The organism is Pseudalkalibacillus sp. SCS-8, from assembly GCF_040126055.1.
Classification (GTDB): Bacteria; Bacillota; Bacilli; order Bacillales; family Fictibacillaceae; genus Pseudalkalibacillus; species Pseudalkalibacillus nanhaiensis.
The window spans coordinates 3,324,697-3,349,401 of record NZ_CP143541.1; the positions used below are offsets into that span (position 1 = coordinate 3,324,697).

The following is a 24,705-nucleotide window of genomic DNA, read 5'->3' on the forward strand; positions in this document are numbered from 1 at the left end:
AGCTAACACGGTTCGTCCGTGTTAGCTTTTTTAGATCAACTCCACCATTTATCCCAATGGCTGCTACTTTGCATTTGATGATGCCCACAGCATGAACAGTAGGTATGATTGTGTGCGCACCCATATTGCCCCCAATGGTTCCCTGGGTTGTGGCCTGGATTGTGACCTGGATATTGGCCTCCAGTGTGTGTAACAGGGACTGTTGGTTGTTGCTGGGGTTGTTGCAGCATTTGAACAATTTGTTGTAATTGAGAATGAGTTGGTTGATATCCAGGCGCCACACTCATCGGAATTGGGCTTTCCAATCCTGGTCCGTAAATATAACCAGCCTGAGACAAACCACCTAATTCCATGATATGTTGCTCAAATGGAACCTGAGGAAACATATCCATCATTCCGTTTGGCCTTTGATTTCTCTTGTACATTCCGCCCTCTCCTTCGGGTTTATTGTCACCCTTTATCCTATGTATGGATTAGACAGACGGACTAGTTATATTGTCCATATTTGATTTACGATGTTACAACAGCAAAACAACGTGCATAACGGAAAGAACCCTACCCTTGAATGATTAGCACCCTTTTAATTGTTTGATAGCTTGACCATTATTTTCCCAGTGACATGAATGAGTAAGAGCGTGACTAGATAGAATAACATAGCTGCAGCGATATACACTGGGCTCCTAAGAACAAAAAATGTGTCATTAAAAAAATCCAGGCTGAATGTTTCGGAGTGCAAAGATCTCAAACGAGTCATAATGAAAATAAAAAACAGAGACGGAACGACTGGTAATAAAAACTTTGTAATCCGAATGCCTTTTTTCGTATTTAGTCTTCGTTGTAAAAATATGTACAGAAGCAGAGTGGCCAATACGATTAAAGATGTAAAAAACAATTCCTTATAAAAAAAGACGATAAATATTGATATTATTTCCACAGTAAGTCACCTCTTGCTTAGATCAGTAAAAAGTCTCTCACTTTTCTTATAGTAAACGATGTTATGTAAAACAAGATAAACATTCCAAGATATATAGGTATAATTAGCAATAAACCGAACGGGCGGGTGAAGAATTCCAAATAATAAAGGATATATTCGACAGTTGATAAGGTTAGGCTTCCTGGGTTATTTAATAAAAAATTCAACAATAGAATAGGAGCAAGTGGTGAAAGAAACCGGAATAACCGAAGAGACTTTTTGGTGAATCTATCATGAAATATAAGGTATAGAATATAAATCCCTACGATGACTACAAACGTAACTAACAATTGCTTGTATGCTCCAATTAAGTAAAAAACAAAGAAATCAAATTCAGATGTCATCCCCAAAAAAACACCTCCCCAATAAAAAAATGGTAAAGTCATACAATTCAGTTTACCATAGAATTGTAGAATGTAAGTGAAATACACATCTAATTATTTAACACCTTAAACAGTTGTTTCTTTCTGTGTTTATTACTGATTTTAAAGGAATCATTATTGTTATCCCTTAGTATATGGGTGTAAATCCCCGACTTCTTCCATACATAAAGTACATCCGATTTTTCGTTTTCATAGATGACAGTGACTTTGAAATCATGGTGATTAGCCATTTTATAATGCGTGTTTTTTTCGTGGTTAGCTTTATTAAGGATCTTTGTAAATGTTCGAATTGCAGCATTGTTGGTAACGATTTTCTCATTCTCATACTTTTCCTTTTGGTGATTATATTTTTGAATCCTTAATTTTTCTATATCTGAAAATTCATTAGAGAAAAATAGAAAATTAGCGGCAAGAAGTACTATGATCAAAAGTGACATGATAATAAAAATCCATTTCTTCAATGTTCTCCGTCCTCCTAAAGGTATTTCCATTTATAGTTAGGACGTCCCTGAAGACCTGATAGTTTCTTTTCTTTTGTCGAAGTAAAAAAGCTAGCCCGGTTATGGGCTAGCTTTACTGTGTTACGGATTAGTTTTCTCAGAAGAATCGCTTTCAGTTGATTCTTCTTTTTTCGTGCTGTCTGTGTTTGTTTCTTCCTTAGAAGAATCTGTTCCAGCGTCAGAGCCTGGGTTGTTTGGATCCTCGGGGTTTGTTTCACCTGGTTGTTCTTCTGTTGGTTCTTCAGTCTTTGGATCTTCTTCCTTAGGCTGCTCTTCTGTTGGCTGTTCCTCTTCAGGTTGACCTTCAGCAGGTTGTTCCTCTGTAGGCTCGCCGTTAGCTGGCTGTTCTTCCTTCGGTTGTTCTTCTTTGTTCGGATCAGCTTCAGTTGTCCCGTCTTGCTCAGGATTTTCATCTGTAGCAGGTTCTTCAGCCTTTTGATCCGTTGTGGTCTCTTTATTTTGCTCAGTCGTTGTTTCGTTCGTTGTTGCTGGTTCAGACTTCGTTGTGATCGTTACGGTGTACGTTTCTTCATCCCACTTGATGTCCTCAGCATTAAGCGTTTCAGATAGGAAGCGTAATGGGACGAGTGTACGGCCTTTGATTTCTTGAGCTGGTACGTCAAGCTCGACTTCTTGACCGTTTACGACTGCCGTCTTCGAGCCGATCGTCAGCACGATTGTCTTCTCATCGGTTTTAACCGTAGCTTGTTGTTTCTCTTGATTCCAAGAGAACGTTGCGCCTAGTTCCTCTAGACTTCCTCTGATTGGAATCATCGTACGGTAGTTGATTGAGAGTGCTGGTGTATCGTACTCTTGCTCCTTGCCGTCAATGATGACCGTTACGATACGGTATTTCTTGTCGCCGACTTCGAAGTATTTCGCTTCTGGCTTCGGCTCTTCTTTTGGTGTTTCAATCGATGCTGTCAGTGAGCTGCTGTCCCAATACACTTTCGCGCCGAGTGCTTCCGATACGAAGCGGAGCGGCACCATCGTGCGGTAGTTGATCATCTTGGATGGAACGTCGAGCGTCACTTTTTCACCATTAATGTATGCGGTTTTCGATCCGACTTTAAGTGAGATGTGCTTGTCGTCCTTCTTCACATGGACCGTGCTGCTGTCCTGATCCCATGTGACGCTTGCACCCATCTTTTCAAATACGCCTCGTAATGGGACGAGCGTTCGGCCTTTTTCAAGGATAGCCGGTTGGTCAAAGGTTTGCTTCACACCATCAATTTCAACGTTAACCTCGACTGGGTCGTCTTTATGCTTCGCGTAGTATAAGTCATAGCCTTTTTTCGCAACATAAAGGCCGACTGCTTTATTTTCCTGCCACGTTGGTCCGAATTCATAGATTGGCAGGTGGCGGTTTCCAGGATAGTTTCCGATTTCAACTGTGAAGCCTGGTTTCTTGAACTTGATGATGAACCAATCGGTGTATCCGCCTCCAGAAGGATTAGGTCCTGGATAAATGAGACGGTAGCCTGTCATGTTGCCGATTTTTTTTGCGTAGGCATGGTCACGATCATACCAGCTTCCTGTCTGGTGGAAGTTCCAGTAAAGGATTTTACCGGCACTATGATATGCCACAGCGATTTCAGGGTCGATTTCGTATGTGAAATTGACGATCGTTTTCACTTCAGACGCCTGGTGCGGTGCGGTTCCTTTGTAGTTGCGCCAGCTCGGATAGCCGGTGTTGTTCTTGATGTTTGCCCAATCGGCATCATACTGACGGTTAAGGTCGACGCCATTCGCATTGGCCTTCCATCTTGTAAAATCCTTGCTCCACTCGTTCATCTGGATAAGATCGTCGTGGTAGTGTTGCGGGAATGCGTCAAGTCCTTCTTGTTGGAGTGTGACGCCATCCGGGTTGACCATTGGGACGAACCAGATCTTCGTCTTGTTCAGGATACTTTTTACATGATAGCCCTCAATCGATTTTCCTGAGTAGTACGCTTGCGCATATTGGTCAAGCATGTACATGTTCAGGTTGGTCGTAAGCCATTCGCGTGCGTGGTGCGAACCGTTGATGAAGACTTCCGCCTTCCCGGTTCCGAGTGACACGGCATAAATATTGTTGCCCCACTCACTCTTTCCGATCACTTTATACTTGATAAGTTCTGGGTATTTGTTTGCCAGAGCCTTGATGTCCCTTACCATTTCGTTGTATGTATACGTCTGGTATGGATCTACGATGTCCTTCGCTTTTGCGGATGTCGGTGATAGTACGAAACTTCCTGCAATAACAATTAAGCTGCCTACGAGGAAGTGTTTCATAAACTGCCTCAGGTCCATGTCCTATGTATCCCCCCATTTAAATGTGGTAAAAAGCTCGCGCGTCCAAGGTGTACAGGGTCCTCTGAATCCCTCCCCATTTACAAGATTCATAGATACCATACTATTAAATAGTATAGCACTTATTGGAAACAAATTATTGTGAAAAAAGATATGTTTCTCTATTAGACGACTACGACCAAGGATGTAATTCAAAAACTTTAAATATAATTAGTAGGATTATGGTACCATGGAATATATGGTAATAAATTGAAAAAAGAGGGCGGACGGGATATGAAGAGAATAGGGGTATTTTTTCTAATCGCAGGGTTAATTATGATGTACTTCACTCCAGATCTCGCAAAAGAATGGACAAGACCTATTAACTATAAAGTTGATTATTTCTATCACTTTGATTATGCGGTGCGTTCTATTATTCTCGTTCTTGTTGGATTTGGATCCTTCTTATCTGGATTACTCGTTGTCATTTTGGATCATTTCTTTGGAGGAAAGACTGTATAAAACGCCTGTATTTTTAGGAAGGGGGAGGAACAAGTTAATAAGAAGGGTTTCATCATATTTTTCGGTATCATTGTATTCTTGACCATAGGTGCTAATCTGCCATCGATCATCGCAAACATCGAAAAATTCACCTTAGACCGCAATAAAGACGTTTTCACGGAAGTTAAAGTTCTAACCGAACAAGAACTTTTAGATATAGCGATGCAACAGATGGATTCAACCCAAGAATTAGAGGCTTCGATGAGGTATTCATTAGTCGGTGAAGAATCTAGACATGGTTTAGATCGACTGAGGGATGCGCATGTTATCTTAGTTCAAAATCCGGATATCGAGTCGATCAAGATTGAACTACCCATGACAAGATACATAAAAGACGATAAAACGATTGAGTTTATCTCTGGGAAAGGTAAGATTTTGGAAGTATTTGAAAACGGCGAATGGAAGGCTTATGAGGATTCGCAATAAAAAACACAGCTCGAATCTCTGAGCTGTGTTTTCTTTCTATTTATCTACGAACTTGACGATGTTGCTGCTGATCCAGCCTTCTTTTCCGTTCGTCTTCCGGACTTTCAGCCATTTGACGTTGGAGGAACCCGTTTCTTCCTGACCGAGGAATAAGGCCTTCTCCCCTGCCTCGATGGCATCTACTTTTTTCGCCTTCATATCGGGTTTTGCCCTGAGGTTGCCCCCGTTATATTCCTTTTTAAGCACAACCCACCGTTTTTGTTCCTCTTCCTCCGCTTCTACGGTGTTGACCGGTTGGTCTTCCGGTTTTTCAAAGCCTAAAGGCATGAGCTTTTCTTCAACGAAGTTGGATTCGATTTCTTTCCATTTCAAGGCGTAGCTTGCTTCTGGACTCACTGCAAAAATGGCGGGTACAGCAATTGATAATAGAATGAATGTCCCAAAAAACTGTCCTTTCCTCCCTTTTAAGGGATGATAGACCTTTCGAAGAGAATACGTCATTCCTCTTGAATTCTGCTGCAGGGCGATGGAGATCGATTCAATCGTATCAATTATACTTGAAACACCCTGATGATTTTGTCGTCGCTTGTTCATAACACGGTACATCACATAGCTGGTGATGTAGTTCGTGAAGAGATACACTCTCTTTATGACAAATGTTGCTATCATAAATATTAACGGAATAATGATATTTATAAATAGAATTGTCATTACTCCAAAGAGAAGAATAAGTGCTCCCATTCTTAAGAAATCCGGAAGTTGGAAAATCGGCATGATTGCTTCGTACAAATAAGTAAGATCCATCGCCTTTCCCTACTCCCCTCTGTTGTAGCTTTCTTCCTTTTCTTCCATCCGTGCCATATGTTTTTGTAAGGCATCGGCATCATAGGAAGCTTTTGGTTCTTCGATTTTATTGTAGGTTGGTTGCTGTTCGATCCGTTGGTTGCCTAAGGGATTGCTGGAGTTCTTCGCTTTATTGATCGCTTCAATTAACTCCAATGCATCATCAATATTTCCACCTTTTGCAACGGTTTCTCGAATGGTTTGTTCATTCTTCTCCTGGTCTTGGCGAGAACGTTCATATTGGTCCTTGATGATTTTATTGATTTCATCCTCTGAGGCATTCACGAGTAAAGCACCGGTAACGCCATAACGTTGTGCCACTTTTTCTAATGCATCGATCTCAGAGACCTTTGCGTCTATACGGCTTGAGGTTAATTCCTTTTTCATTAGATTGTTTCGTTTCTCGGCTTCCAGCTTGGCGTAATCGTCTTTCACCGCTTGGCTATAATCCACCTGGACGCTGATTTCCTTTAGACGTATGCCATAGTCCTCGAAAAGATCGGTAACTGACATTTCCGATTTAAGATCAGCAATGCTTTCGCGAACTCTTATTTTTTCTTCCACCGTGTAGGTTTCCGCTGCTTTTTTCACCTCATCGACCATTTTTTCTGCTAGATCGATTGGTAGGTTCTCATAATACTTGCTGACGAGCGTTTCAGGGTTCGTGACTTCGTAATAGAATTTCGCTTGGATCATAAAAGGCTGCCCAGGCAAAGCCGAATCGAATTCGTCTCGAACTTCGATCTTTTTCGGTGACATATCCACTCGATAAAGAGTATGGTATTTTCCGTGGCGGACCTCACTTCTCGTCAGGCGGTCACCATTCATAAGCACGTGATGGTGATTCGTCTGGTTCACATAGACAAGAGCTTCCATTGATGTGGAGGCTGGCGGCTGTTCAAAAAAGCTTCTTTTCACTTGTTCACTTCTGATCATCGTTGTTAAAGACTCCCTTCCAAGGCTTTCATATTTTCAATGATTTTCTCAACGAAACTGCAATTAGGGTTAAGTGCTACTTTTTCTAAAAACTTGTATAAAGTCTCTCCTAATGAACGGTCCATCTGGAGGATTTCAAATACGATCAGTTCAGCGGTTACATGCATATCTTTCACACCCAATTGGATGAACCAATCTTCTAAAAGGGTTATGGTCTTTTGTTTGGTCAGGCGATTTCGAAGTCCCTCTGCTAAAAGTGGGATGATCCAATTGCGTCGTACCTCTTTATCGCGGAGGAGAACGCTTGCTTTTAGTGTGCTGTCTTCTATGACGTTAATGAAGAACTCCGTCGCTTTGATTCGCTCCAAGCCTTTGTATTTCGCAACGGCATACAACAGCTTTTTAAAAATGATTTCATAATACGCAGTGTTGGCGTTCGGATTGGATAAAAGAAACGATATGCTCCTCGCGATCGTATCATTCATTTTTGTCAGGTTCGGATCGTGGTACATCGCGATAATATCGCCCATTGCCTGAGGTAAGAGAATTGCGCCGACTCTTGATGTATATGTCGCTGCAGCCGTCCACCGTAGATTGTAGTTGTTACGGAGTGACCCCCACGAATGGAGCAGCCGTGAAATCTGTGCGATGTACTGGCGATCGTACGACAACAGCTTCAACACCTTTACCGCAGAGTACCGGTAGTACGGTGACTTGTGATTCGCCCACCCTTGCAGCAATTCATTACGAATGTAGCTAAAATCCAATGTTGCTAAATAAACGACGGTTTGGATGACCTCTTCTTTCAGCTTGAAGGTCTTATCTTCAATGAGAAGATGAATCCATTCGACGATTGTTTTCCTTAAGTCCGGATAGTGCTGCCACATGTGACGGAGGATAAGATCCGCATTATCTTTATTCGTAAAGGTGATGAACTCCACCGTATCCATGCCGATATCGGTCGTGATCGGTTTCTTATACGTTCTCGCCTGTAAAAATTCCAGCTCCGCCTCAAGGGTTTGTAAGCTAGTGTCTTCCCTGCCGATATTGATCTGTTCACTCACGTGTTGGGCATGCTTTGAAAACTCGAGCAACGGAATATCTCGTAAAACAGCCAACGTAAGAAGCTTTGAAAATTGTGATCTCGTTATGTCGTTGTTGAAATAGTGACGGATCCGTTCCTGGGTGAGCTGGGCGATGTAATCGTTGAGCTGCGCTGATGTAAGACCTTTTGTTTGCAGAATGAACGTCGCTAATTGCTCCACCTTGGCAGGGGCAAATTCACTTTGTTCTAACATTTGTTTGTTCGTATGTATGAATTGTAGAGCGGATGTTTTCGTATCTTCAGTTGCGGTTTCAATCTGTTTTTTTACTAATTGGTATCGATCAGGAGCATCCTCAATTGTGATACTGACAGGGTCCAAACTTTCGTTGTAATCCGTAGTATTGCTGCTCGTCAGAATCAAGTAGCTGTTGTTTTCTTCAAGATTCTTCATCAATAAACGGACCGTTTGGTGATTGGCACTTACCAACATGTCGAGAGCGACATTGTCGATGAGATAGCCGGTATCCTTTTTTAGGCGGCTCGTTGCAAGCAGGTCGAACGTCGTGTCTCCGATGATTTGATTGATTTGTGAGAGATTGAGTTCGTTTAGAATATGTAAGGATGTTGTATATTTGCCTACGCGTTTTGAACTTTTTAAATAGAGTAAGTGATGCTTGGACAGGATTTCTGCAGCAACCTGCCGCTCTTTAACCGGGACGTAGCGTGCTTTTATGCTCTCAAGTTCTTCTGCTGGTATTTTATAGAGAGAGCCCAGCTTGCTGTATTGGATGTTCGCTGTACTTGTGATGTTGCGCGGCGCGTTATCCGGCGTGATGTCTGTATAGTTATCAAACGCATCATGTTCCTGCACTTTCAGGACAAGCTCTTCGATCCTTTCTTGTAAGTTGGTTTCATCGACATAAATCCAGGTGTGGCTCTTAATGTGATACTCCATCCAATTGGAAAGCTGACAGTCGTCGACTCGAATTGGAATGATCGTTTTATTGTAGGACGTGGCAAGCTCGACTTCATTGGCAACCTGATTCGAAACACAAGAGTCTTTCGAAATGATCAGGAAGAAGATTTTCCTTCTTTTAATTTCAATTGGAATCTCATTGCCATAATTTACACCAGTATGGGCATCTCTCGGTGCATACCAACAAGGAATGCCTTGATTCTCAATTTCATTCAGTATCTTTTCACAAATCTCACGGTCATGTTTTGAGTAGCTGATAAAAGCTTCGAAATCCAATGAAGTCCCTCCTTTGTTCTATTGTTGTTTTCGACTGATTTCATAGCCTTGACTCGTTACAACTGGATAAACAGACATGACCGTATCGCGGTCGTATTGCTTAAACGTCTTGTTATACACATGGTCGATTTTTTCAAGTTCATCCCAGCTGACAAGACAAGCGTGCTTTTTCATCTCATTTACCTTATGAGGTTTATCGGGGTTTAATTCCGTCAAAGTCGTCCAGCCGTTGACCCAATGGAACGCATTCCAACGGTTGTGCTCGATTTCCGCTAACGCTTCAAGCTTAGGCGTGACGACGTCTTCGAACTCAGGCTTGCTTAGGGCTTCTGTCGATTCCTTAACCCTTTTTAATCCAAGTAAAAAGAGCTTTGTGTCGATGTGATCGGCTTGGGCGCGGTTTGAATCTTTTAAGAAAAAGGTCAGTTGATTCCATGTAGGCACGGCCTGCTTCGTTTCTTCTAAGTATCGGTTGTGGATCGTTTTCGCCATTTCATCGAGCTGTTCATCAATCAGCACGTCAAAGGAACACGTTTTTTGGATGGATCCGAATTGGATGATGTTTTTAAATCGTTTTTCATTGTTATGGATCCAGTTTGCCAGTGTGATTTCCTCCGTCATTTTAATGTAGACCGGGAGATGCTGGCAGTTTTCCTGGATGAACATTCCTTGTAGAAGGTCATCATGATCGCTCTGCAAACAGACGAATATATGACTGATGTCCTCCGTATCGACGACCGTGTTCAATGGATCTGTGCCAACTTCATGCTGGATGAATTCGATGTCACAAGCATTCGTGATCTGCGGGAACCGGATGAAAAATTGCTTCTCTTTTAATGGTGCTTCGCGGTCAATGACGGTAATTTTCGTTTTGTCATTCGTTGTGCTGAAGTGGGAGCGCAACACGGTTTGGATGGCCACGTGCATGCCTGTAATGCCGAACCCGATAATGAGAATGTGCGGACGTTCCGGCTTACCTTTTTCCAGGAAGCTTGGGTCCGTTTCATAAAGCGGGTAGTGATTCAACACTTCCCTTACACCAAGTTCTTCGAGGTTGACGAGCTTCAAGTTCGCTTTCTCGGCGAGTGCGCTGCCTTCCGATTCCAATTCTTCATAGATGCTTTTAAACTTCGGATCAATGAACCGGACAATCACGTTAATGGAGGCTTGCGCTTGTTTTGGATTCTTTTCAAGTAGGATGTTTTTCACATTCATTAATAGGTTCAGATTGTGGCTATCATTTTTCGAAAGGATAATGATGCTACGGCTACGTTTGATTGTCCATTTCTGTGTTTGGGTATTGTTGAGCAGGTCCCCCGTAATCAAGACCGCACCTTTCGCTTTTAAATAGTCCTGTTCAGATTGGGAGAGATTTTTTTCAAAAATGACGACTCTTTTCTTATGTAAAAGGAGATCTTCTGCGAGCAGTTTGCTCTCTTTGTTGAGTCCGTAAATGACATAGTGATTCCCAAAAAGGATGTATGTATTCAGCTTCAGCTGGTTGCGAGTCACCGAATAAATGATGGAAAGGATAGCGGAAGCAATATAGCCAATCGCACTCCAACGTGCGATTTCAATCGGCAGCGGGTATTGGACGAATTTGTTTCCTGAGTCAGGTCCGAAAACATTATCGACATCCAAGATGAAGAGGCGCGCCGTCGAGTAGAAAGCATTTAATAGATTGTAAGTTTCATTTGCATATGTAAGGAAACCATAAAGACCAGAGGCGATTGCTATCATAAAAAAGGAAAACTGCAGAAAATAACGCTGCATGATCAGGTGAGCGATGGTCAGAAACACCATCACAGCAGTGATCAGAATGAAATACCTTAGTGTGAAGGGCTCAATTGTAAACTGTAGTACAATGATACCTAAAATTATAATGAAATATGCCCATAAAATTGGTTTATTTTTCATGATACTCATCCAATCGCGTCATTTTATAATGCTATATTCATAGGTATTATATCTTATTCTGGTTATTAATACCATAAGAGCTAGAAAAAGGGTTTTTTGAACAATATGTTATGAATACAAAAAAGGTACTGCCGGTTAATGGCAATACCTTTTAAAATATGATGTTCGTATTTAAATTATGCTCCGTTAATGACTACGTCTGATACGACTCCACGCTCAGATGCTTCTAGTTGAGTAGAGTTAGAATCTGTTGCACCTACAAGTACTGCTACTGCTACAGCTGCTACGACCAAAAGTCCTTTTACCTTTTTCATTTTAACGCCTCCATATAATTAATTGTTTTATTAGCATTTAACGCTAATTCATAAAAATAGACTGCTTTCTCATACTCATTGGTTTTACTATAAGATTGTGCAAAGAGTTTCGAATACTCTTCTACTTCTTGCCATTGCTTTTCTTCTTGGAAGTAGGCAATTGATTCAAGAATGATGTCATCATCAAAGTTATTTGGTTCGAGATACAACAAGTTCAATAAGCGGAATTTATGCGTGTATTCTAAGTTGGGTGTTTCTTTGAGGTAATTAAGACCTCGTTTCATCCATTCTGTAATATCTCGGAGGTTACCCATTCTGCAATGTTCTCGACAAATGAGGAAGCATGCTTTCATGTTGTGCTCATATGAAGGATCAAGAGCAAGGGAGTTAAGATACCGGATGCCTGCCTCAGATAAACCTTGTTCCGTGTAGAAAAAACCTAAATTATGTAACACACGATTGTGTAATTCTTGATCTGATACTTCTTTCGCGTACATTAAGGCTGTATGTAATTTTTCTTCTGCTATGTCGTATTGCCTCATGTCTACATAATTCAAACCAAGTAGCATTTCACAGTCTGCAATTCTACCTTTTTGAGATTCATCTTCAAAGATTTTCTGGGCATGTTTAACATGTGAGACAGAAATCAATGATTGTCTGACAAAATAATAGGCACAAGCAATTTTGTAATTGTACTCCCCTTGGTCAATACGGTTATCTACCAAATCCACAAGATTCTCAGCTGATTTGAATTCTAATAAGGCTTCTTCATATTTCTTTTCTTGATAAGCACTAAGGCCTTTCAAAAAGAAATAATAAAATTGCTGTTGGCGATCCAATCGAGCTTCTTTAGAATCCAAGTATTCAATTATTTCTTTTGTCTGTTGTGGATCTTTCTTCAGTAGATGATGTCTTAAATCAATGAGCTTAGCTGTGAGGAACAAGCTTTCATGGGGTAAATCATATGAAGTGTCATGGAGTATAGTTACATTTTCTCTCATTTTGTTAGCGTTTTCAACATTTTTTTCTCGGATGGACGTATGCCAGCTTCGTAACAGGCTGCCAATATCCGAGGATACCATTGAAACATCCAGCATTCCAATACCTCCACCATTTGTTACTTCGATGATACCACATGTAGTATCTTGTAGTATTGGGAAAATTAAGAATTTTTAGCATAAATATTCAGCTGTTTTTTGTTGTAATTTTCCCAAGTTTTTCTAGTTGGTGTCAGGCACCAATTCTGAAGCTAAGCGTACCAAGGGGTTACGGCCGGTGCCTGACACTTTTATGTTAACTGGAGTCATTATCCTATAGAGGATATAAATTGTGCCTGATACCCATACACCTCAACTGGCTGAAAGAGATGCGATCATTCCTGATGGCACTGATCCGTCATTACGCACGGAAAGAGACGCGATTATTCCTGATTCGCCACTTTTGACTGAAAGAGATGCCATCATTCCTGACTCTGAGAAGAAGGGTAATGCATAGAAAGAGACTTTTTGATAAAAAAATACGTAAGAAGAGACCAAATCATCTGCGAGTTGGTCTCTTTTTTCTTGTTTAAACTTTATTCAATGTTGTTGTTAGATGTTCGTTTCGCACTTCTAACAGGTAATTTTTGATGACATAGTCTCTCCCACCATGCCTATCATACCAAGCTTTCACTCTACTTTTGTGGGCTTCATCACTTCTAACATTAGCTTCAATTTCTTTATACTTTTCGTAACTGTCATACTCCCAAATCGCAAATATCTCAGTGGTTGTCTCATCATTAGGAATCATCCATCTGCCTACTATTCGGGCACCATGTTTTATTTGATTCGGCAAATTATTTTCATTGAAATGCGCATTGAAAGCTTCAACAAATTCATTTCTTACAATATAAAATTTCCTTCTATAAAACAAATGCCTGACTCCTTATCTTTCTTTTATTAAAACCTGTCTGTAGAATTCTGAGTTCTTCACTTTGGTATCGAGCGCGGTGCCAGTGGCGTCTGCGACTCGGTTGATGGCGTTGAAGAAGGCGATGATGGCTGCAGCGCTAAGTAATCCTTCTGTTCCAACCTCTTTGAACAGTTCGTGTTTGGATTGGCGAATTTGTTCAGGTGTCCCACGGAGAACGTGGTGAGTGTATGCCAATAGTTCGTCTTTGTGACGCACATGGATTTCTTCACCTGTGGTTCCGTTCATTTTAGCCGCACTCTCACGGAGGCGGGTATCATGATAGGTCGTTCAGTAGAAGCATTCGTTTAACGCCGATACTTCCGTTGCAATTAGTTCGATCTGGAGCTTATCCAGTGCATGTTCTGTATGGTAGAGCTCGAACATCAGGGAAACGAAGCCCAGCTGCTCGTCTGGAACGATCGTCATCGCTCGCATGATGTTTGCGACAAGACCTGAGAGATCCATCATCTTTTGATAGTGTTCTTTTATACCAGCGTCGGTCACCTGTTCAGGGACGATGGTCGGTACCCACGCTGAATGAATTTCTAATCCATCAGGAAGATACTCCGTCGGTACTCCGACTTGCGGTGTTGGTAAAGGTAACTGTTCGAGATCGAGTGCTTTCGTGTATGTATCGACGGTAAGTGTAGTGGCAATTACACCGATGATTTCAACATAGGCTGCATCGCTCAGGCCTGTTTCGCGAATGGTGTTCAACCAGTTCTCAGATAATCTCCCACTGTCATTCGTTACTCTGTGGATGACTTCAATGACGTTTTGAGGTAATGCCGTGCCACTTTCATGCTCCCCTTTGACGGCATTTGGGGACAGAGCTTGTTTTTGCTGCTGGCAGAGCTTGCAGGATGGAGCGTGTCTTACTTCTTCTGCTATGGAGACCCGCTCTTCACCGCTCCACCAATAGCCTGCACGACTCAAGCGATCCCACTCTGCTTTAAAGGTGTTAAGGACACTCTGGTTAATCGGTAAGTCAGATTGAATCAAAAGAATACACCACCTTTTTCTTCTGATTATACTGGTAATTGTAAGAACATTCAAAATTGTTGTAGTGTCAGGCACCGTTTAGGATGCCTTGGTACCATTGACTTCTTAAACGGTGCCTGACACTAAGACAAAAGCTACTGGCATTTCGCCAGTAGCTTCCTTTTTTATTACATCATATCGAGGAATGGGAATGGGACTTGTTCACGGAATCGGTTAATCGTTTCGATTACGGATGATTTGATGAACAGGTAAGTGATAAACATTGTAATGAGTTGTGTCCCGATTCCCCAGTAGAGGCTGTCCACTTTGTGGTTCTTGTTCAGGGCTGTTTTATACATGTAGAAGCCAGGAACGATAATTGCGACAAATAGGGCGGAAACAAGCGCCAATACGATTGTTGCTTTGTAGAATCCCATAAGTGCGAGCAGCATTGTAACAACGTTGACTGCCGTGAAAGGAATGAGGATTCCGGAAAACTTGGCAATGAATGTTTTAATCGAGTCCGTTTCACCGATTACTTTTGTTAATACAAGTGTTGTTACCAGACCGATTGCGATGAAAATGATTCCTGTGATGAAAAAACGTGATGCCAGTTCAAAGAATGGCAATGATTGCGCTGGACCTTCATCAAATAAAGCGTTCACTTCACCGAACACGGTTTTGAACAATTTGTTAATGAAGAAATAAAGTGTCAATGCAAAGGCTAGTGCATAAAGGACAATCGTCGTAATTCCGTTGATGAAATGCTGTTCGCCTAAGTTGAATGCTTGGCCAGGATTTTTGAGCAATCCTAACGCATGCTTTCCATATTGGCGTGAAATGTTTTTCGCTTTTTCAAGGTTCTCATTACCGCTAACCGTTTGTGCAGGGGTTGGGGTTACGGCCTCAGCCGTCGCACTGATTTCTTGTTGGGCTGTTTCAATAACGGCCGTTCCACATTTACCGCAGAACTTCCCCGTTTCCTGTTCATGATTACATGCTGGGCATATCATATTCTTCACGACCTCTCGTTATAGTTTGTTTCGGTTCGTATCGTTGATTTCGATCGTTTCGATCTGATACACGCCATCCAGTTTGATGAGTGTATAGACCTTTTCACGCTCATACTCGGTTTGTTTTCCTTCATGGTTTGTAAAAATGAAGTGTTCTTCCGTTGTTACTTCATAAATACCGTCCTTCACTTCTTTTACATCAAGGATGATGTTGTTCGTGAACTCATAGGTGTAGTTTTCGTTCTTCAGCTTTCCGATGTAATCTCTGAGCTCAAGATCCGCTTCACTACCTTTTACCATAAATCCTTCGATTTCGTAGTAATCTCTCAAGTTCAAGGCAGATTCATAAGCGGCACGGAAGGCATGAATCTGGTTTGCTGCTACTTTATATTCGCCATCAAGGTCAGATTCTTCTGATGAAGATGTTGAAGCTTCAACCGCATTTTCGTCAAAAATGAATTCGAGAGTAGACCAGTATACATCTTTTTGTGTAATGGTTTCAGATTTCAGCGTCTCACCATTTGGTGCCGTCCACTCTGCGTACATTTCGACTTCCTTATCCGCTGGAAATGGACCTAGAATTTCATAGTCTTCTAAGGTTTTTCCTGTACTTTTTCCATTAACATAAAGGACAGCATTTTCGACGTTGGAATAAGCGTGATATTTCAAAAATGGAAGATCGATGTAAAGCTCGTCGTAATTCTCACCGCTACCGGTGAGGATGAATTCATCCTTGAACGTGATATCACCGAATTCGGAAGTGGTTTTCGCATTCACTACAAATTTGCCAGGATAAGCTTTGCCGATTTCCAAGGTTTCGTCTGCGATTTCAACGTTCACCTTTTTACTTGCAATCTCAATTTCCGTTTGAGGCGAATTGGAGACGACGTATAAGGAATTTGGAACTGCTTCGATTATGTACTCTTTATAGAGACCAAGAATTTTGTCTTCCGTTTTGATCATGAATACTTTATTGCCAAACCCATCATAAATAGACTGGTTGAATGTTTGACTCTCCTTGTTCGCTGTCGATTGGAGCAAGTCATTACGGATGGATTCCCACCCATTATCGTTCAAATAGCTGATATATTGCTTCTTATCGAGGAAAGCATCCTTGTCATACTCGATTTCAGAGAACAGTGCTTCGCTATCCTTGCTTGCTACTGCTTTGTCGATTGCTTTTACTTTGACGATTGGATCAAATTTAGACGATAAAAATTTATGAGTTCCGAATAGGGCTGCGATCAGGACACAAGCTGAAGCGATGATGATTTTCGATTTCTTTGAGAGTGGCTTTTTCGGTTTCACCACTGTTGCCTGTTGTTGAACAGGTCTTACTACTGGTTTATCTGCTGGTTTTCCTTCTGATGCTGCTGTCTGGCTGGGCTGCTTCGTACCACATTCTGTACAAAAACTCGTCCCATTCTTTAATTCAGCACCACATTCCACACAATAGTTCAAAATGTTTACTCCTTTCGACTGATATCATCGTTGTTTTTGTTTTCATACGATAATGGTATAACGGTGATGAACGTCTTTGTTTTCAACATTTATACCGGTTCCCTATATATCACCACCCAATTATATGGTAAATTTATACCACTGTTACTATCGGTCGGGTATGTGACATTCTTAATAGAAATATAGTAATTTTTACAAATGATTTTATGGAGGTGTCAGGCACCGAAAGGAACCGTTGCGCCGCAACAGTTCTCAATCGGTGTCTGACACTTTTCATATCTATTGGTACATAAGGGTTCATTTTCGGTGCCTGACACTAAGTAATGGATTCTGGTCACAGATTACGGGCGGGTTGAGTAAGGTATAGGAATCATATCTTCTTTTGGGAAGGGAAGAATCATGTTAAAAAAATTCTTGTTGATGAATTCGGTCTTATTGTTTTTTTACCATCCTGGAATTGTGTTTGGCACGATTGTGCTGATGAGTCAGGCGACGAGTAATCAAGAAATTCTTGCGAATTTGTATTGGATCATTCCCCAAACGTTGTTGGTCGCGTCGGTTCCTAATATTCTGCTCGCAGCTTACTACTTTTTTATAAGGAAACGTGATCACTTGCTCCGCAACTTCTTGTTCGCTGAGTTGTTCGTCATTTTCATTCATGCATCTATGCATGCGATGATCATTGCTTTGTTTACTGTGACGTAGGTGGAATTGGTGGAAGAAAGATCCACGACAATCTTCGCATTTCATCAAACAAACGTTTGATTAAGCGGTTAAAACCCTTGTCCTTACAAAGTTTTATAAATCAATTGAACGTTTGTTTGAAGGACAACCATCCTACAATTATCCATCTATTCATTTCATGGTTCTAATGGTCCAAGCTCTTTAATATGCTGATGATTAGAACGGGATGGAGGGATGATGGAGGATGCAATATTACTACGGCAGTCAGATGCCTTTGAGGGTGTTGGATGAGTGTGAATTCTGGAAGGAACAAGAGGAAGAACATACAGTAGTGATTCGTGAGCTCGTTCAGGATCTTGAGCCCAAATATGTGCTTGATTTGAAAGAATGGGAGAAAGCATTCACAGAGACGCATCACAGGGTCGTCCGGTTTATGGAAACAGCCGTCCGTACGAACGGTACTCCGAGCCAAGCTCTTTATAAGGATCTTATCCAGCTGATCCATTATTGCCTCGATCAAAGTCAGAAGTTTATCTATTTTTGTGCAATGCTCATTGAAGATAGCAGTGCGATTCGGGATAACAAAACAGCCGCCGTTGTGATGAAGCATATTATCCGTGAGTCTGAATACTTCATCGGGGTTGCTCAGACCGTCCTCTATCAAAACCACCTTTAAAGCGTGAAATCCCCTTTTATGAGACGTCAACTTTAAAGCATTAAAGAAGTGTCAGGCACTGTTTGGAACCCCGTCGTGGACAAGGGCTCCTGAACAGTGCCTGACACTTTTCAAAACCGTTGGGGCTGTAGGGTTGATTTTCGGTGCCTGACACCGACGCATTAAACGCCCCAGAATTTTTGGATGATTTGTTGGTGTTGAGCTGGGTGCTTTTGTTGGGTTAGGAGGCTTGCGACGACGTAACCTACAAACGAGAGCACGATTGGAACGACGACAGTATGCATACCGAACAGGTTCGGTGCGTTCAGGTGAATCAGCATGTACGAGCCGACCCCGACGAACATCGAGGTGAACGCGCCGTAGGCGTTTCCTTTTTTCCAATAAAGCCCCATTATGACTGGCCAGATGAAGGCGGCTTCCAGTCCACCGAAGGCGAACAGGTTCAGCCAAATCAACAGGTCCGGTGGATCGACGGCCATCAGGAACACGAAGATTCCGATTGCGGCAGTCACCGAGATACTGAGCGTTTTCACCTGGCGCTGAGAGGCGGTTGGCCTGACATAATTGACGTACACGTCCTTGATTACGGCTGAGCTAACCAGCAACAACAGAGAGTCGACGGTCGACATGACAGCAGCCATCGGAGCTGCGAGAACGATTCCTGCGAGCCATGCCGGTAGCACTTCAAGCGCGACAAGTGGCATGACCTTGTCACCCACTTCAACTCCAGGCACGACAACGCGTGCAAACACCCCGATCAAGTGCATGCCAAGCATGATGAATCCAACGACGATCGTTCCGATGATCATCGCTTTGTGCATCGCTTTTGAATCCCGGTAAGACATTGCTCGGACCGAAACCTGCGGGAGACCGACTACCCCTACCCCGACCAGAATCCAGAAGGAGGAGACGAACAACGGTGTTAACGAACGGTCGGCCCCATATGGTGAGACGAGGTTCGGGTTTTCAGCGACCAACTCGTTCATGATGTTCGATAAACCGCCACCTGCAACAACGGTTCCGATCAGCAGCAGAAGCGTCCCGATGAACATGACGATGCCTTGCAGGCTGTCGGTGATCGCGACTGCCCGGAATCCGCCAATTACGACGTACACGAGGACCGAGGCAGCAAAGATAAACAGCGCGGTCGTATAGGACAACCCGGTGAACGACTCGATCAATCGAGCTCCCCCGACCCACTGAGCGGCCATCGCACTGAACAGGAAGATGACGATGCTGAGTGCGGACAGTAATACAACCCACTTGCTTTGATAGCGGGCTTTTAAGAAATCGATCAGCGTGACGGCGTTGATTTTTCGAGCAACAATCGCGAACTTTTTCCCTAACAAGGCTAACGTAAAATAACCCGTAACGAGCTGGGACATGGCGAGCAGCACCCATCCAAGTCCGAGATTATAAGCGACGCCCGGACCTCCGACGAAGCTGCTGGCACTTCCGAAGGTGGCGACCATCGTCAACGCTAAAATGAAGCCGTTCAGCTGGCGGCTTCCTAAAAAGTATTCCTGCAGAAAGTCTGGTGCTTTTTGAATGTGACGCGACGCATAGATTCCTATTAGGAATACGAATGCTAAAAATCCGAATAACGGGAGGATGACTTCCCAATTCATTCTGCATCCCCCTCCCCATCATCAAACGGGACTTCCACGAAAAAGAGCTTGACCATTACGATGACAAAGAGGGTAAAAAGGACGAAGCCGAAAATGCAGCTGTAGAAAAACCAGGCTGGAAAGCCGAATATGTAGGTGTATTCCTCTGGACGTTCGTTCCCTAAGCCGTAGGCAAAACCAAACCACCAAATGAAGTTGATGACGGCGAGTCCTACGCCCATCAAGGCTTCCCGGTTCGCGATCCGAAAACGAGGATCCTCACGAAAGCCTTGTTGCTTTTTCACGTTCACATGTATCCCTCAAATCTATTGAACTCGTTTTGTCCTATTCTACCAAAACGTTGGGAAATGCAAAAACCGGCATGCTCTTTGTATACGTTAATGTTTACGTATGATATATCAAAGGACACTAGAAAAATATGTTAAAATTTAGGCATGAAACAATATGACAGTTATTCTAGAAACGGGCAGTTATCAGGAATAAGAAATTTAATATGGAGGGGTAATTTTATGCCATTAGAACAGGAAGTAATGGGTTTGTTAATTGGTGGGTTGTCTATTGTTATGGGAATTGCAATTTTAGTTACTGTGTTCCTTTGGGTTAAAAATAAAAGTAAAAGTTCAGGATATATCTGGACATTATTGCATTTGCTATTATTTTCTGTCGCAGCCTATTTTGCATTAGAGGCTATTGCATTTGACTATGATCATGCGATGGCTTCAGAAGAAATTTCACTCCAGATAGGTATTTCTGGAGTTGTTTGGGCATCTAGTATGATTTGTTTGTTAATAGCATTATTTAACTTTTCGAAAGAGAGAAAGCATAGAGCCTATTAAATAAACGGTGGCTATTCCTTAATACGAGGGGGTATTCATGAAAAATTTAAGAATCTATTTTGGGATTTTTATGTTATTAATATTGATTGCTTGCACAAATCAAAGCGAATCCGTTATTACAGATGATATTCAAAAGAAAATCAAAGAGCATATTGGGATGGAAGTCTCGCTCCCAGAAGTTGGTGACTATAGCCTAAATTTTATCAATTTGCAATATCCACCAGAGAATAATCTTGGGGAACCAATTGGGGACCGCCACGTTGTGATAATTTCTTATTCAGATGAAATAGGTGAAAAAGCACATTATGATGACAAACAGTCAGAAACTCTTTATGGTCCATATGAAGGAAGGTCTATCATAAATGTGTACGTTAGTAATTTTAAAAACAGTTTGAGCAATTCAAGGGAAAAAGAAATCAGCGGAGTAACCGTAGAATACGATGAAAAGAAACAGAACAACTATCACATTTTGTCTAGTTCATTTAACGTGAAAAACGGTTCATTTCAAATGATCTTTCACTTAGATGGATCATTGACAAAAGACGATGCATGGGAATTTGTTGATGAGATTGTAAAAGAAAACAAATGACTGCAAGTAATCCATTAATACAGCCATCAACAGTTTAATGATTGATTGAATGTTATTCAGTTATAGGGGGCGTTGATCTAATAAAGGATTAATGCTCTATTTGTTTAATATCTAACTGATAGGCAGTTCAATGGAATAAGGCTTTTTGTATGGAGGAATTGTGAATGGCTCGAAGAAAAAAATTTAAAGTTAGTATTGGTGATATATTTACAATACCTTTTAATCAGGAACTGAAGGCAATAGGTCAAGTTGTATTACAAGGAGCAACTTCAGATGTATTCATTATTTTTGATTGCATATATAAAGAAAATGAAATGTTAAATAAAATTCAAAATCAACCAATATTGTTTATGTTCAATACAATCGATACAAGGTTGGAAGATGGAGAGTGGCAAATAATCGGGAATGATAGACCTCCTAAAAACTTGGCTCTGAAAAATTATATCTCGGAAACCTTAGATGGGTATGTTGTGCTAGATGCAGGAGGACAAATAATCCGAGGTGCAACAGAAAATGATGTTAAAAGTCTATCTAACCTTAGTTCTATTTCTCCTGAAATTGTTGAGGATGCAGTAAAGGCTAAATTCGGAAATGGGGAATGGTATCCTTATTTAGACAAGCTCTTATATTGACACTAATATTCAACTAACGGGGGCAAGTCAGTAATAAAAATGTTTATTCTATTGATTCTTTTTATTATTGTTATGGTACTTATCTTGTATCAAGTTCCATTGATTCAGGCATTTTTTATATATAATCATAATTTATCTGGTATATTCCTATTCTGTATTTTCTTAATCCTAACTTTTATTACATATCTAGCTACTAAAAAAGAATAATGCATTCCATTTAAGGTGGCGATAATCAAGGAAGGGGTACGCCTCTTATTGGTTAATCCATAAGAATTAGGTAGCATTCTAGAATAACTAAATGACATTACATTGTTAGAAAGAGAAACAAATGGAGTTAGAAATATTAAGAGAAAGAAACGGCTCAAAGGGTGGTGAAGGTTGAATTACTTGTTAATCTTCAGTTAAGGGGCAGTTAATGGAGTAACTTTTAGAATAGAAAAGGCTTAGAGGACATCCTCTAAGCTTTTTTGTTGTGGATCATAAACCCATTCTTTGTGATATACCTTGTGATTTAGTCTGTGATTTTTCGTTTTACACCTCACAACTGAACCGGCATACTCTGCGCAGCCCGGTCTTTTACGGTATGAGTGTGATTTTCGTTCGGTCGATCTGGACGAGGTCCCACGTGGTGATGATGCCGATTGGCGATTGGTTGGTCGTTCCGTTTTCAGTGACTAGTGCGGCTTCAAGCTTTTGATTGCGGTCGAAGTACGACTCAAACAGATCCTCCACATCATAGATCGTCGCGTCCCTTGCGATGAAGCTCACGTTATGTGGTTTTTCGATTTTTAAAATTTCCGCAGCCCTCGTCTCCCCAACCGGTATGAAATCACCAGCGACGTGGGTCGAAAACCATTTTGCAATGCCGCCTTCCGTTAAAAGGCCTTTGAAAACACCATTCTCATAGATTGGAAATTGCGAGTAGCCTTTTTCAGCGAAGGCATTCAGGATGACTTTTATATGGGTATCGGTTGTGAAGGATAGAACGTCCCTCGACGCTATGGAAAGTCCAAGAGGCGGGCTGAGTAACGCTTTGCTGATGGTCTCGATTTCATCGACAACATCCTGATGAGGATCCGCGATATAGTAGCTCTCTTTGACTTTTTCATGGACGATCGCATTCCGAAGCTTTGCGAACTGCCTCAATTCCGGAAAGTGATATCGGATCGATGTATGCTTGTCTTTGACTTTATGTAATAGGTACGTGAAATTATCGTTTTGTGAGTTCGGTGCAAGGTCCTTCAGCTTGAGATGGATCTGGTTGAATGCGACTTCAAACCGTTCCGCTCGGTCTGTATTCCTTTTGACTTGGATCTGGCTCATTGGCTCCCCCTTTCTCTCTTTATTAGTCTACCAAACCTTTTCCAATATAGGCATATGTTTTCAGGTCTGCATACATGACTATGTTGTTCGGGATTTTCTCACTTAAGGTGATTTTGACCACCTTTGCATCTTTCCAATCTCCGTCCAAACTGTAAGCTGCTGCCAATCAGATTCTCGGACGTCTTTCACTTCTTTTTCCGATTGTGGCGCGGCTTCTCTTTCTTCACATTTTGCAGTTTGTTGTTGGTCACCACATTTGGGTACCGGCTGTTCGGCGCAGGCTGTCAAGTTGATTGCTAGGATCGACATGGCCATCATAATTACGATTTTTTTCATAAAAACACCCCCGTTCCAAAGACGAAATGCTTCACCGTTTGGTTACAACGGGATCTTCGTTTTGTCGAAATTTTTTATAGGACAGATTAAGAGATTCTTCCTATTTTCGGTAAAATTAGTATTTGGATATGGACGGAGTTGCTGTATAATCGTATCTAGATTCAAAAAATATCTACTAGAGTAAGAGAGGGTCTCTATGTTAAAGAAAGTAATGATTTCATTCCTGATTGTCATTGGTATCGCGGTTGTCGGGATTGCTGGTTATGGGTTTTATTTGTACGATTCGGTCAAGGAGACAGCAAATACGATTCACGAGCCGATTGATCCTGAACGTGAAAAAACAGTTCCAAAGCCAAAAGTTGATGATAAAAAAGCCCCTGAGCCAATTTCTATCTTGTTGATGGGTGTTGATGAACGGAAAAATGATAGAGGGCGATCCGATACGATGGTCGTCATGACGGTGAATCCTGAAAAAGATTCAATGTATATGTTCAACATTCCACGAGATTCCCGTACGTTGATTGTCGGGAAAGGTTTCGATGATAAAATCAACCATGCGTATGCGTTTGGTGGTACGAAGATGGCTGTCGAGACCGTCGAGAACTTTTTGGATATTCCAATCAACTATTATATCAAGGTAAACATGGAGTCCTTCCAGGATATCGTTGATGCTGTTGGTGGTGTCACGGTCAATAACGGCCGCGGTTTTTCCTATGATGGTTATACCTTCCCTAAAGGCGAAGTTGAGCTTGAGACTGGTAAAGAAGCGCTCGCTTTCGTTCGGATGAGAAAGGGAGATCCGAAGGGTGATCTAGGACGAAACGCACGCCAACGTGAAGTGATTAAAGGCGTCATTGAAAAAGGCGCACGAGCATCCTCCATTACGAAATTTGATGATGTGCTCGGTGTAATCAGTGACAATGTGAAGACGAACCTGACGTTCGATGAGATGAAGGATATTCAGGCGAACTACAAAAGCGCACGTAAAAACCTGCAGACCTTTGAGGTCAGCGGACACGGTCAATATATCAACAATATCTACTATTACATTGTTTCAGACCAAGAACGTAACGAAATCAGCGACAAGCTGAAAGAGCATATGGAGCTTGAATCAAGCGTCGCTGTTGAGGATGACGCGGCTTAATACAAACGAAAAAGCCCACCATTAAGGTGGG

27 protein-coding genes are annotated in these 24,705 nt (G+C 41.8%); 9 read left to right on the forward strand and 18 right to left on the reverse strand.

Translation table 11 applies throughout. The features are described 5' to 3' along the window. Nucleotides 1-35: 35 nt before the first annotated feature. The 3 genes from V1497_RS17145 to V1497_RS17155 all read right to left on the reverse strand — a co-directional run bounded on the left by V1497_RS17145 (nt 36) and on the right by V1497_RS17155 (nt 4,148). Nucleotides 36-425, reverse strand: a complete 390-nt coding sequence (locus V1497_RS17145; RefSeq protein WP_349408732.1) for a hypothetical protein — start codon at nt 423-425, stop codon at nt 36-38. Between the two features lie 981 nt (nt 426-1,406). Beyond that, nucleotides 1,407-1,817, reverse strand: coding sequence for a hypothetical protein (locus V1497_RS17150; protein ID WP_349408733.1), 411 nt, complete (start codon nt 1,815-1,817; stop codon nt 1,407-1,409). 120 nt (nt 1,818-1,937) lie between these two features. Next, nucleotides 1,938-4,148: a stalk domain-containing protein gene (locus V1497_RS17155; RefSeq protein WP_349408734.1), complete on the reverse strand. Its 2,211-nt coding sequence runs from the start codon at nt 4,146-4,148 to the stop codon at nt 1,938-1,940. 315 nt (nt 4,149-4,463) lie between these two features. On the opposite strand from V1497_RS17155, the gene V1497_RS17160 reads away from it, so the two are divergent. Together V1497_RS17160 and V1497_RS17165 are read left to right on the forward strand one after the other, a co-directional pair. Continuing rightward, the gene (locus tag V1497_RS17160) at nt 4,464-4,649 is read left to right on the forward strand and encodes a hypothetical protein (protein ID WP_349408735.1); all 186 of its coding nucleotides are present in this window, start codon (nt 4,464-4,466) and stop codon (nt 4,647-4,649) included. Nucleotides 4,650-4,727: 78 nt separating this feature from the next. Continuing rightward, nucleotides 4,728-5,114, forward strand: a complete 387-nt coding sequence (locus tag V1497_RS17165) for a hypothetical protein (protein ID WP_349408736.1) — start codon at nt 4,728-4,730, stop codon at nt 5,112-5,114. Nucleotides 5,115-5,150: 36 nt separating this feature from the next. On the opposite strand, the gene V1497_RS17170 is transcribed toward V1497_RS17165, so the two are convergent. From V1497_RS17170 to V1497_RS17195, 6 genes are all read right to left on the reverse strand, one after another. Continuing rightward, complete coding sequence (locus V1497_RS17170) at nt 5,151-5,918, reverse strand: SH3 domain-containing protein (RefSeq protein ID WP_349408737.1); 768 nt, start codon at nt 5,916-5,918, stop codon at nt 5,151-5,153. Between the two features lie 9 nt (nt 5,919-5,927). Then, nucleotides 5,928-6,893: a hypothetical protein gene (locus tag V1497_RS17175; RefSeq protein WP_349408738.1), complete on the reverse strand. Its 966-nt coding sequence runs from the start codon at nt 6,891-6,893 to the stop codon at nt 5,928-5,930. 5 nt (nt 6,894-6,898) lie between these two features. Beyond that, nucleotides 6,899-9,190, reverse strand: coding sequence for a toll/interleukin-1 receptor domain-containing protein (locus V1497_RS17180; protein ID WP_349408739.1), 2,292 nt, complete (start codon nt 9,188-9,190; stop codon nt 6,899-6,901). Nucleotides 9,191-9,208: 18 nt separating this feature from the next. Beyond that, complete coding sequence (locus V1497_RS17185) at nt 9,209-11,107, reverse strand: NAD-binding protein (protein ID WP_349408740.1); 1,899 nt, start codon at nt 11,105-11,107, stop codon at nt 9,209-9,211. Between the two features lie 176 nt (nt 11,108-11,283). Next, the gene (locus V1497_RS17190) at nt 11,284-11,421 is read right to left on the reverse strand and encodes a hypothetical protein (RefSeq protein ID WP_349408741.1); all 138 of its coding nucleotides are present in this window, start codon (nt 11,419-11,421) and stop codon (nt 11,284-11,286) included. Then, entirely contained in the window at nt 11,418-12,518 is a 1,101-nt protein-coding gene (locus tag V1497_RS17195; RefSeq protein WP_349408742.1) for a hypothetical protein, read from the reverse strand. Before V1497_RS17195 ends, V1497_RS17190 begins: the two co-directional genes overlap by 4 nt. Nucleotides 12,519-12,750: 232 nt before the next feature. On the opposite strand from V1497_RS17195, the gene V1497_RS17200 reads away from it, so the two are divergent. Further along, entirely contained in the window at nt 12,751-12,915 is a 165-nt protein-coding gene (locus V1497_RS17200; RefSeq protein ID WP_349408743.1) for a hypothetical protein, read from the forward strand. 72 nt (nt 12,916-12,987) lie between these two features. Here the strand turns inward: V1497_RS17200 and V1497_RS17205 are convergent, their stop codons facing one another. The 5 genes from V1497_RS17205 to V1497_RS17225 form a co-directional block, all read right to left on the reverse strand. Beyond that, nucleotides 12,988-13,332: an NIPSNAP family protein gene (locus V1497_RS17205; protein ID WP_349408744.1), complete on the reverse strand. Its 345-nt coding sequence runs from the start codon at nt 13,330-13,332 to the stop codon at nt 12,988-12,990. A gap of 12 nt (nt 13,333-13,344) precedes the next feature. Beyond that, nucleotides 13,345-13,617, reverse strand: coding sequence for a hypothetical protein (locus tag V1497_RS17210; protein WP_349408745.1), 273 nt, complete (start codon nt 13,615-13,617; stop codon nt 13,345-13,347). 42 nt (nt 13,618-13,659) lie between these two features. Beyond that, nucleotides 13,660-14,373, reverse strand: coding sequence for an alkylhydroperoxidase-related (seleno)protein (locus V1497_RS17215; protein ID WP_349408746.1), 714 nt, complete (start codon nt 14,371-14,373; stop codon nt 13,660-13,662). Between the two features lie 167 nt (nt 14,374-14,540). After that, nucleotides 14,541-15,374 (reverse strand): hypothetical protein, encoded by an 834-nt coding sequence (locus V1497_RS17220; RefSeq protein ID WP_349408747.1) that lies wholly within the window; start codon nt 15,372-15,374, stop codon nt 14,541-14,543. A 9-nt stretch (nt 15,375-15,383) separates the two neighbouring features. After that, entirely contained in the window at nt 15,384-16,826 is a 1,443-nt protein-coding gene (locus tag V1497_RS17225; protein ID WP_349408748.1) for a TcaA NTF2-like domain-containing protein, read from the reverse strand. Between the two features lie 399 nt (nt 16,827-17,225). Here V1497_RS17225 and V1497_RS17230 point away from each other — a divergent pair, with 399 nt between their 5' ends. Together V1497_RS17230 and V1497_RS17235 are read left to right on the forward strand one after the other, a co-directional pair. Then, a complete protein-coding gene (locus V1497_RS17230) occupies nt 17,226-17,531 on the forward strand; it encodes a hypothetical protein (RefSeq protein WP_349408749.1) in 306 nt (101 codons plus the stop codon). A 223-nt stretch (nt 17,532-17,754) separates the two neighbouring features. After that, the gene (locus V1497_RS17235; protein ID WP_349408750.1) at nt 17,755-18,186 is read left to right on the forward strand and encodes a DUF2935 domain-containing protein; all 432 of its coding nucleotides are present in this window, start codon (nt 17,755-17,757) and stop codon (nt 18,184-18,186) included. A gap of 161 nt (nt 18,187-18,347) precedes the next feature. On the opposite strand, the gene panF is transcribed toward V1497_RS17235, so the two are convergent. Both panF and V1497_RS17245 read right to left on the reverse strand, forming a co-directional pair. Then, on the reverse strand, nt 18,348-19,814 hold the full coding sequence (gene panF, locus V1497_RS17240; protein ID WP_349408751.1) for a sodium/pantothenate symporter: 1,467 nt from the start codon (nt 19,812-19,814) through the stop codon (nt 18,348-18,350). Further along, complete coding sequence (locus tag V1497_RS17245; protein ID WP_349410866.1) at nt 19,811-20,035, reverse strand: YhdT family protein; 225 nt, start codon at nt 20,033-20,035, stop codon at nt 19,811-19,813. Before V1497_RS17245 ends, panF begins: the two co-directional genes overlap by 4 nt. A 288-nt stretch (nt 20,036-20,323) precedes the next feature. Here V1497_RS17245 and V1497_RS17250 point away from each other — a divergent pair, with 288 nt between their 5' ends. From V1497_RS17250 to V1497_RS17260, 3 genes are all read left to right on the forward strand, one after another. Beyond that, nucleotides 20,324-20,650 (forward strand): hypothetical protein, encoded by a 327-nt coding sequence (locus tag V1497_RS17250; protein WP_349408752.1) that lies wholly within the window; start codon nt 20,324-20,326, stop codon nt 20,648-20,650. Nucleotides 20,651-20,687: 37 nt separating this feature from the next. Then, nucleotides 20,688-21,239 carry a hypothetical protein gene (locus V1497_RS17255; RefSeq protein WP_349408753.1) on the forward strand — a complete coding sequence of 184 codons (552 nt, stop codon included), beginning with the start codon at nt 20,688-20,690 and terminating at the stop codon, nt 21,237-21,239. A 164-nt stretch (nt 21,240-21,403) separates the two neighbouring features. Next, a complete protein-coding gene (locus tag V1497_RS17260; RefSeq protein WP_349408754.1) occupies nt 21,404-21,871 on the forward strand; it encodes an Imm26 family immunity protein in 468 nt (155 codons plus the stop codon). 576 nt (nt 21,872-22,447) lie between these two features. Here V1497_RS17260 and V1497_RS17265 read toward each other — a convergent pair. Continuing rightward, entirely contained in the window at nt 22,448-23,194 is a 747-nt protein-coding gene (locus tag V1497_RS17265; RefSeq protein WP_349408755.1) for a CBS domain-containing protein, read from the reverse strand. Nucleotides 23,195-23,296: 102 nt separating this feature from the next. Continuing rightward, complete coding sequence (locus V1497_RS17270; RefSeq protein ID WP_349408756.1) at nt 23,297-23,530, reverse strand: hypothetical protein; 234 nt, start codon at nt 23,528-23,530, stop codon at nt 23,297-23,299. A 196-nt stretch (nt 23,531-23,726) separates the two neighbouring features. Here V1497_RS17270 and V1497_RS17275 point away from each other — a divergent pair, with 196 nt between their 5' ends. Next, a complete protein-coding gene (locus tag V1497_RS17275; protein WP_349408757.1) occupies nt 23,727-24,674 on the forward strand; it encodes an LCP family protein in 948 nt (315 codons plus the stop codon). Nucleotides 24,675-24,705: the final 31 nt, after the last annotated feature.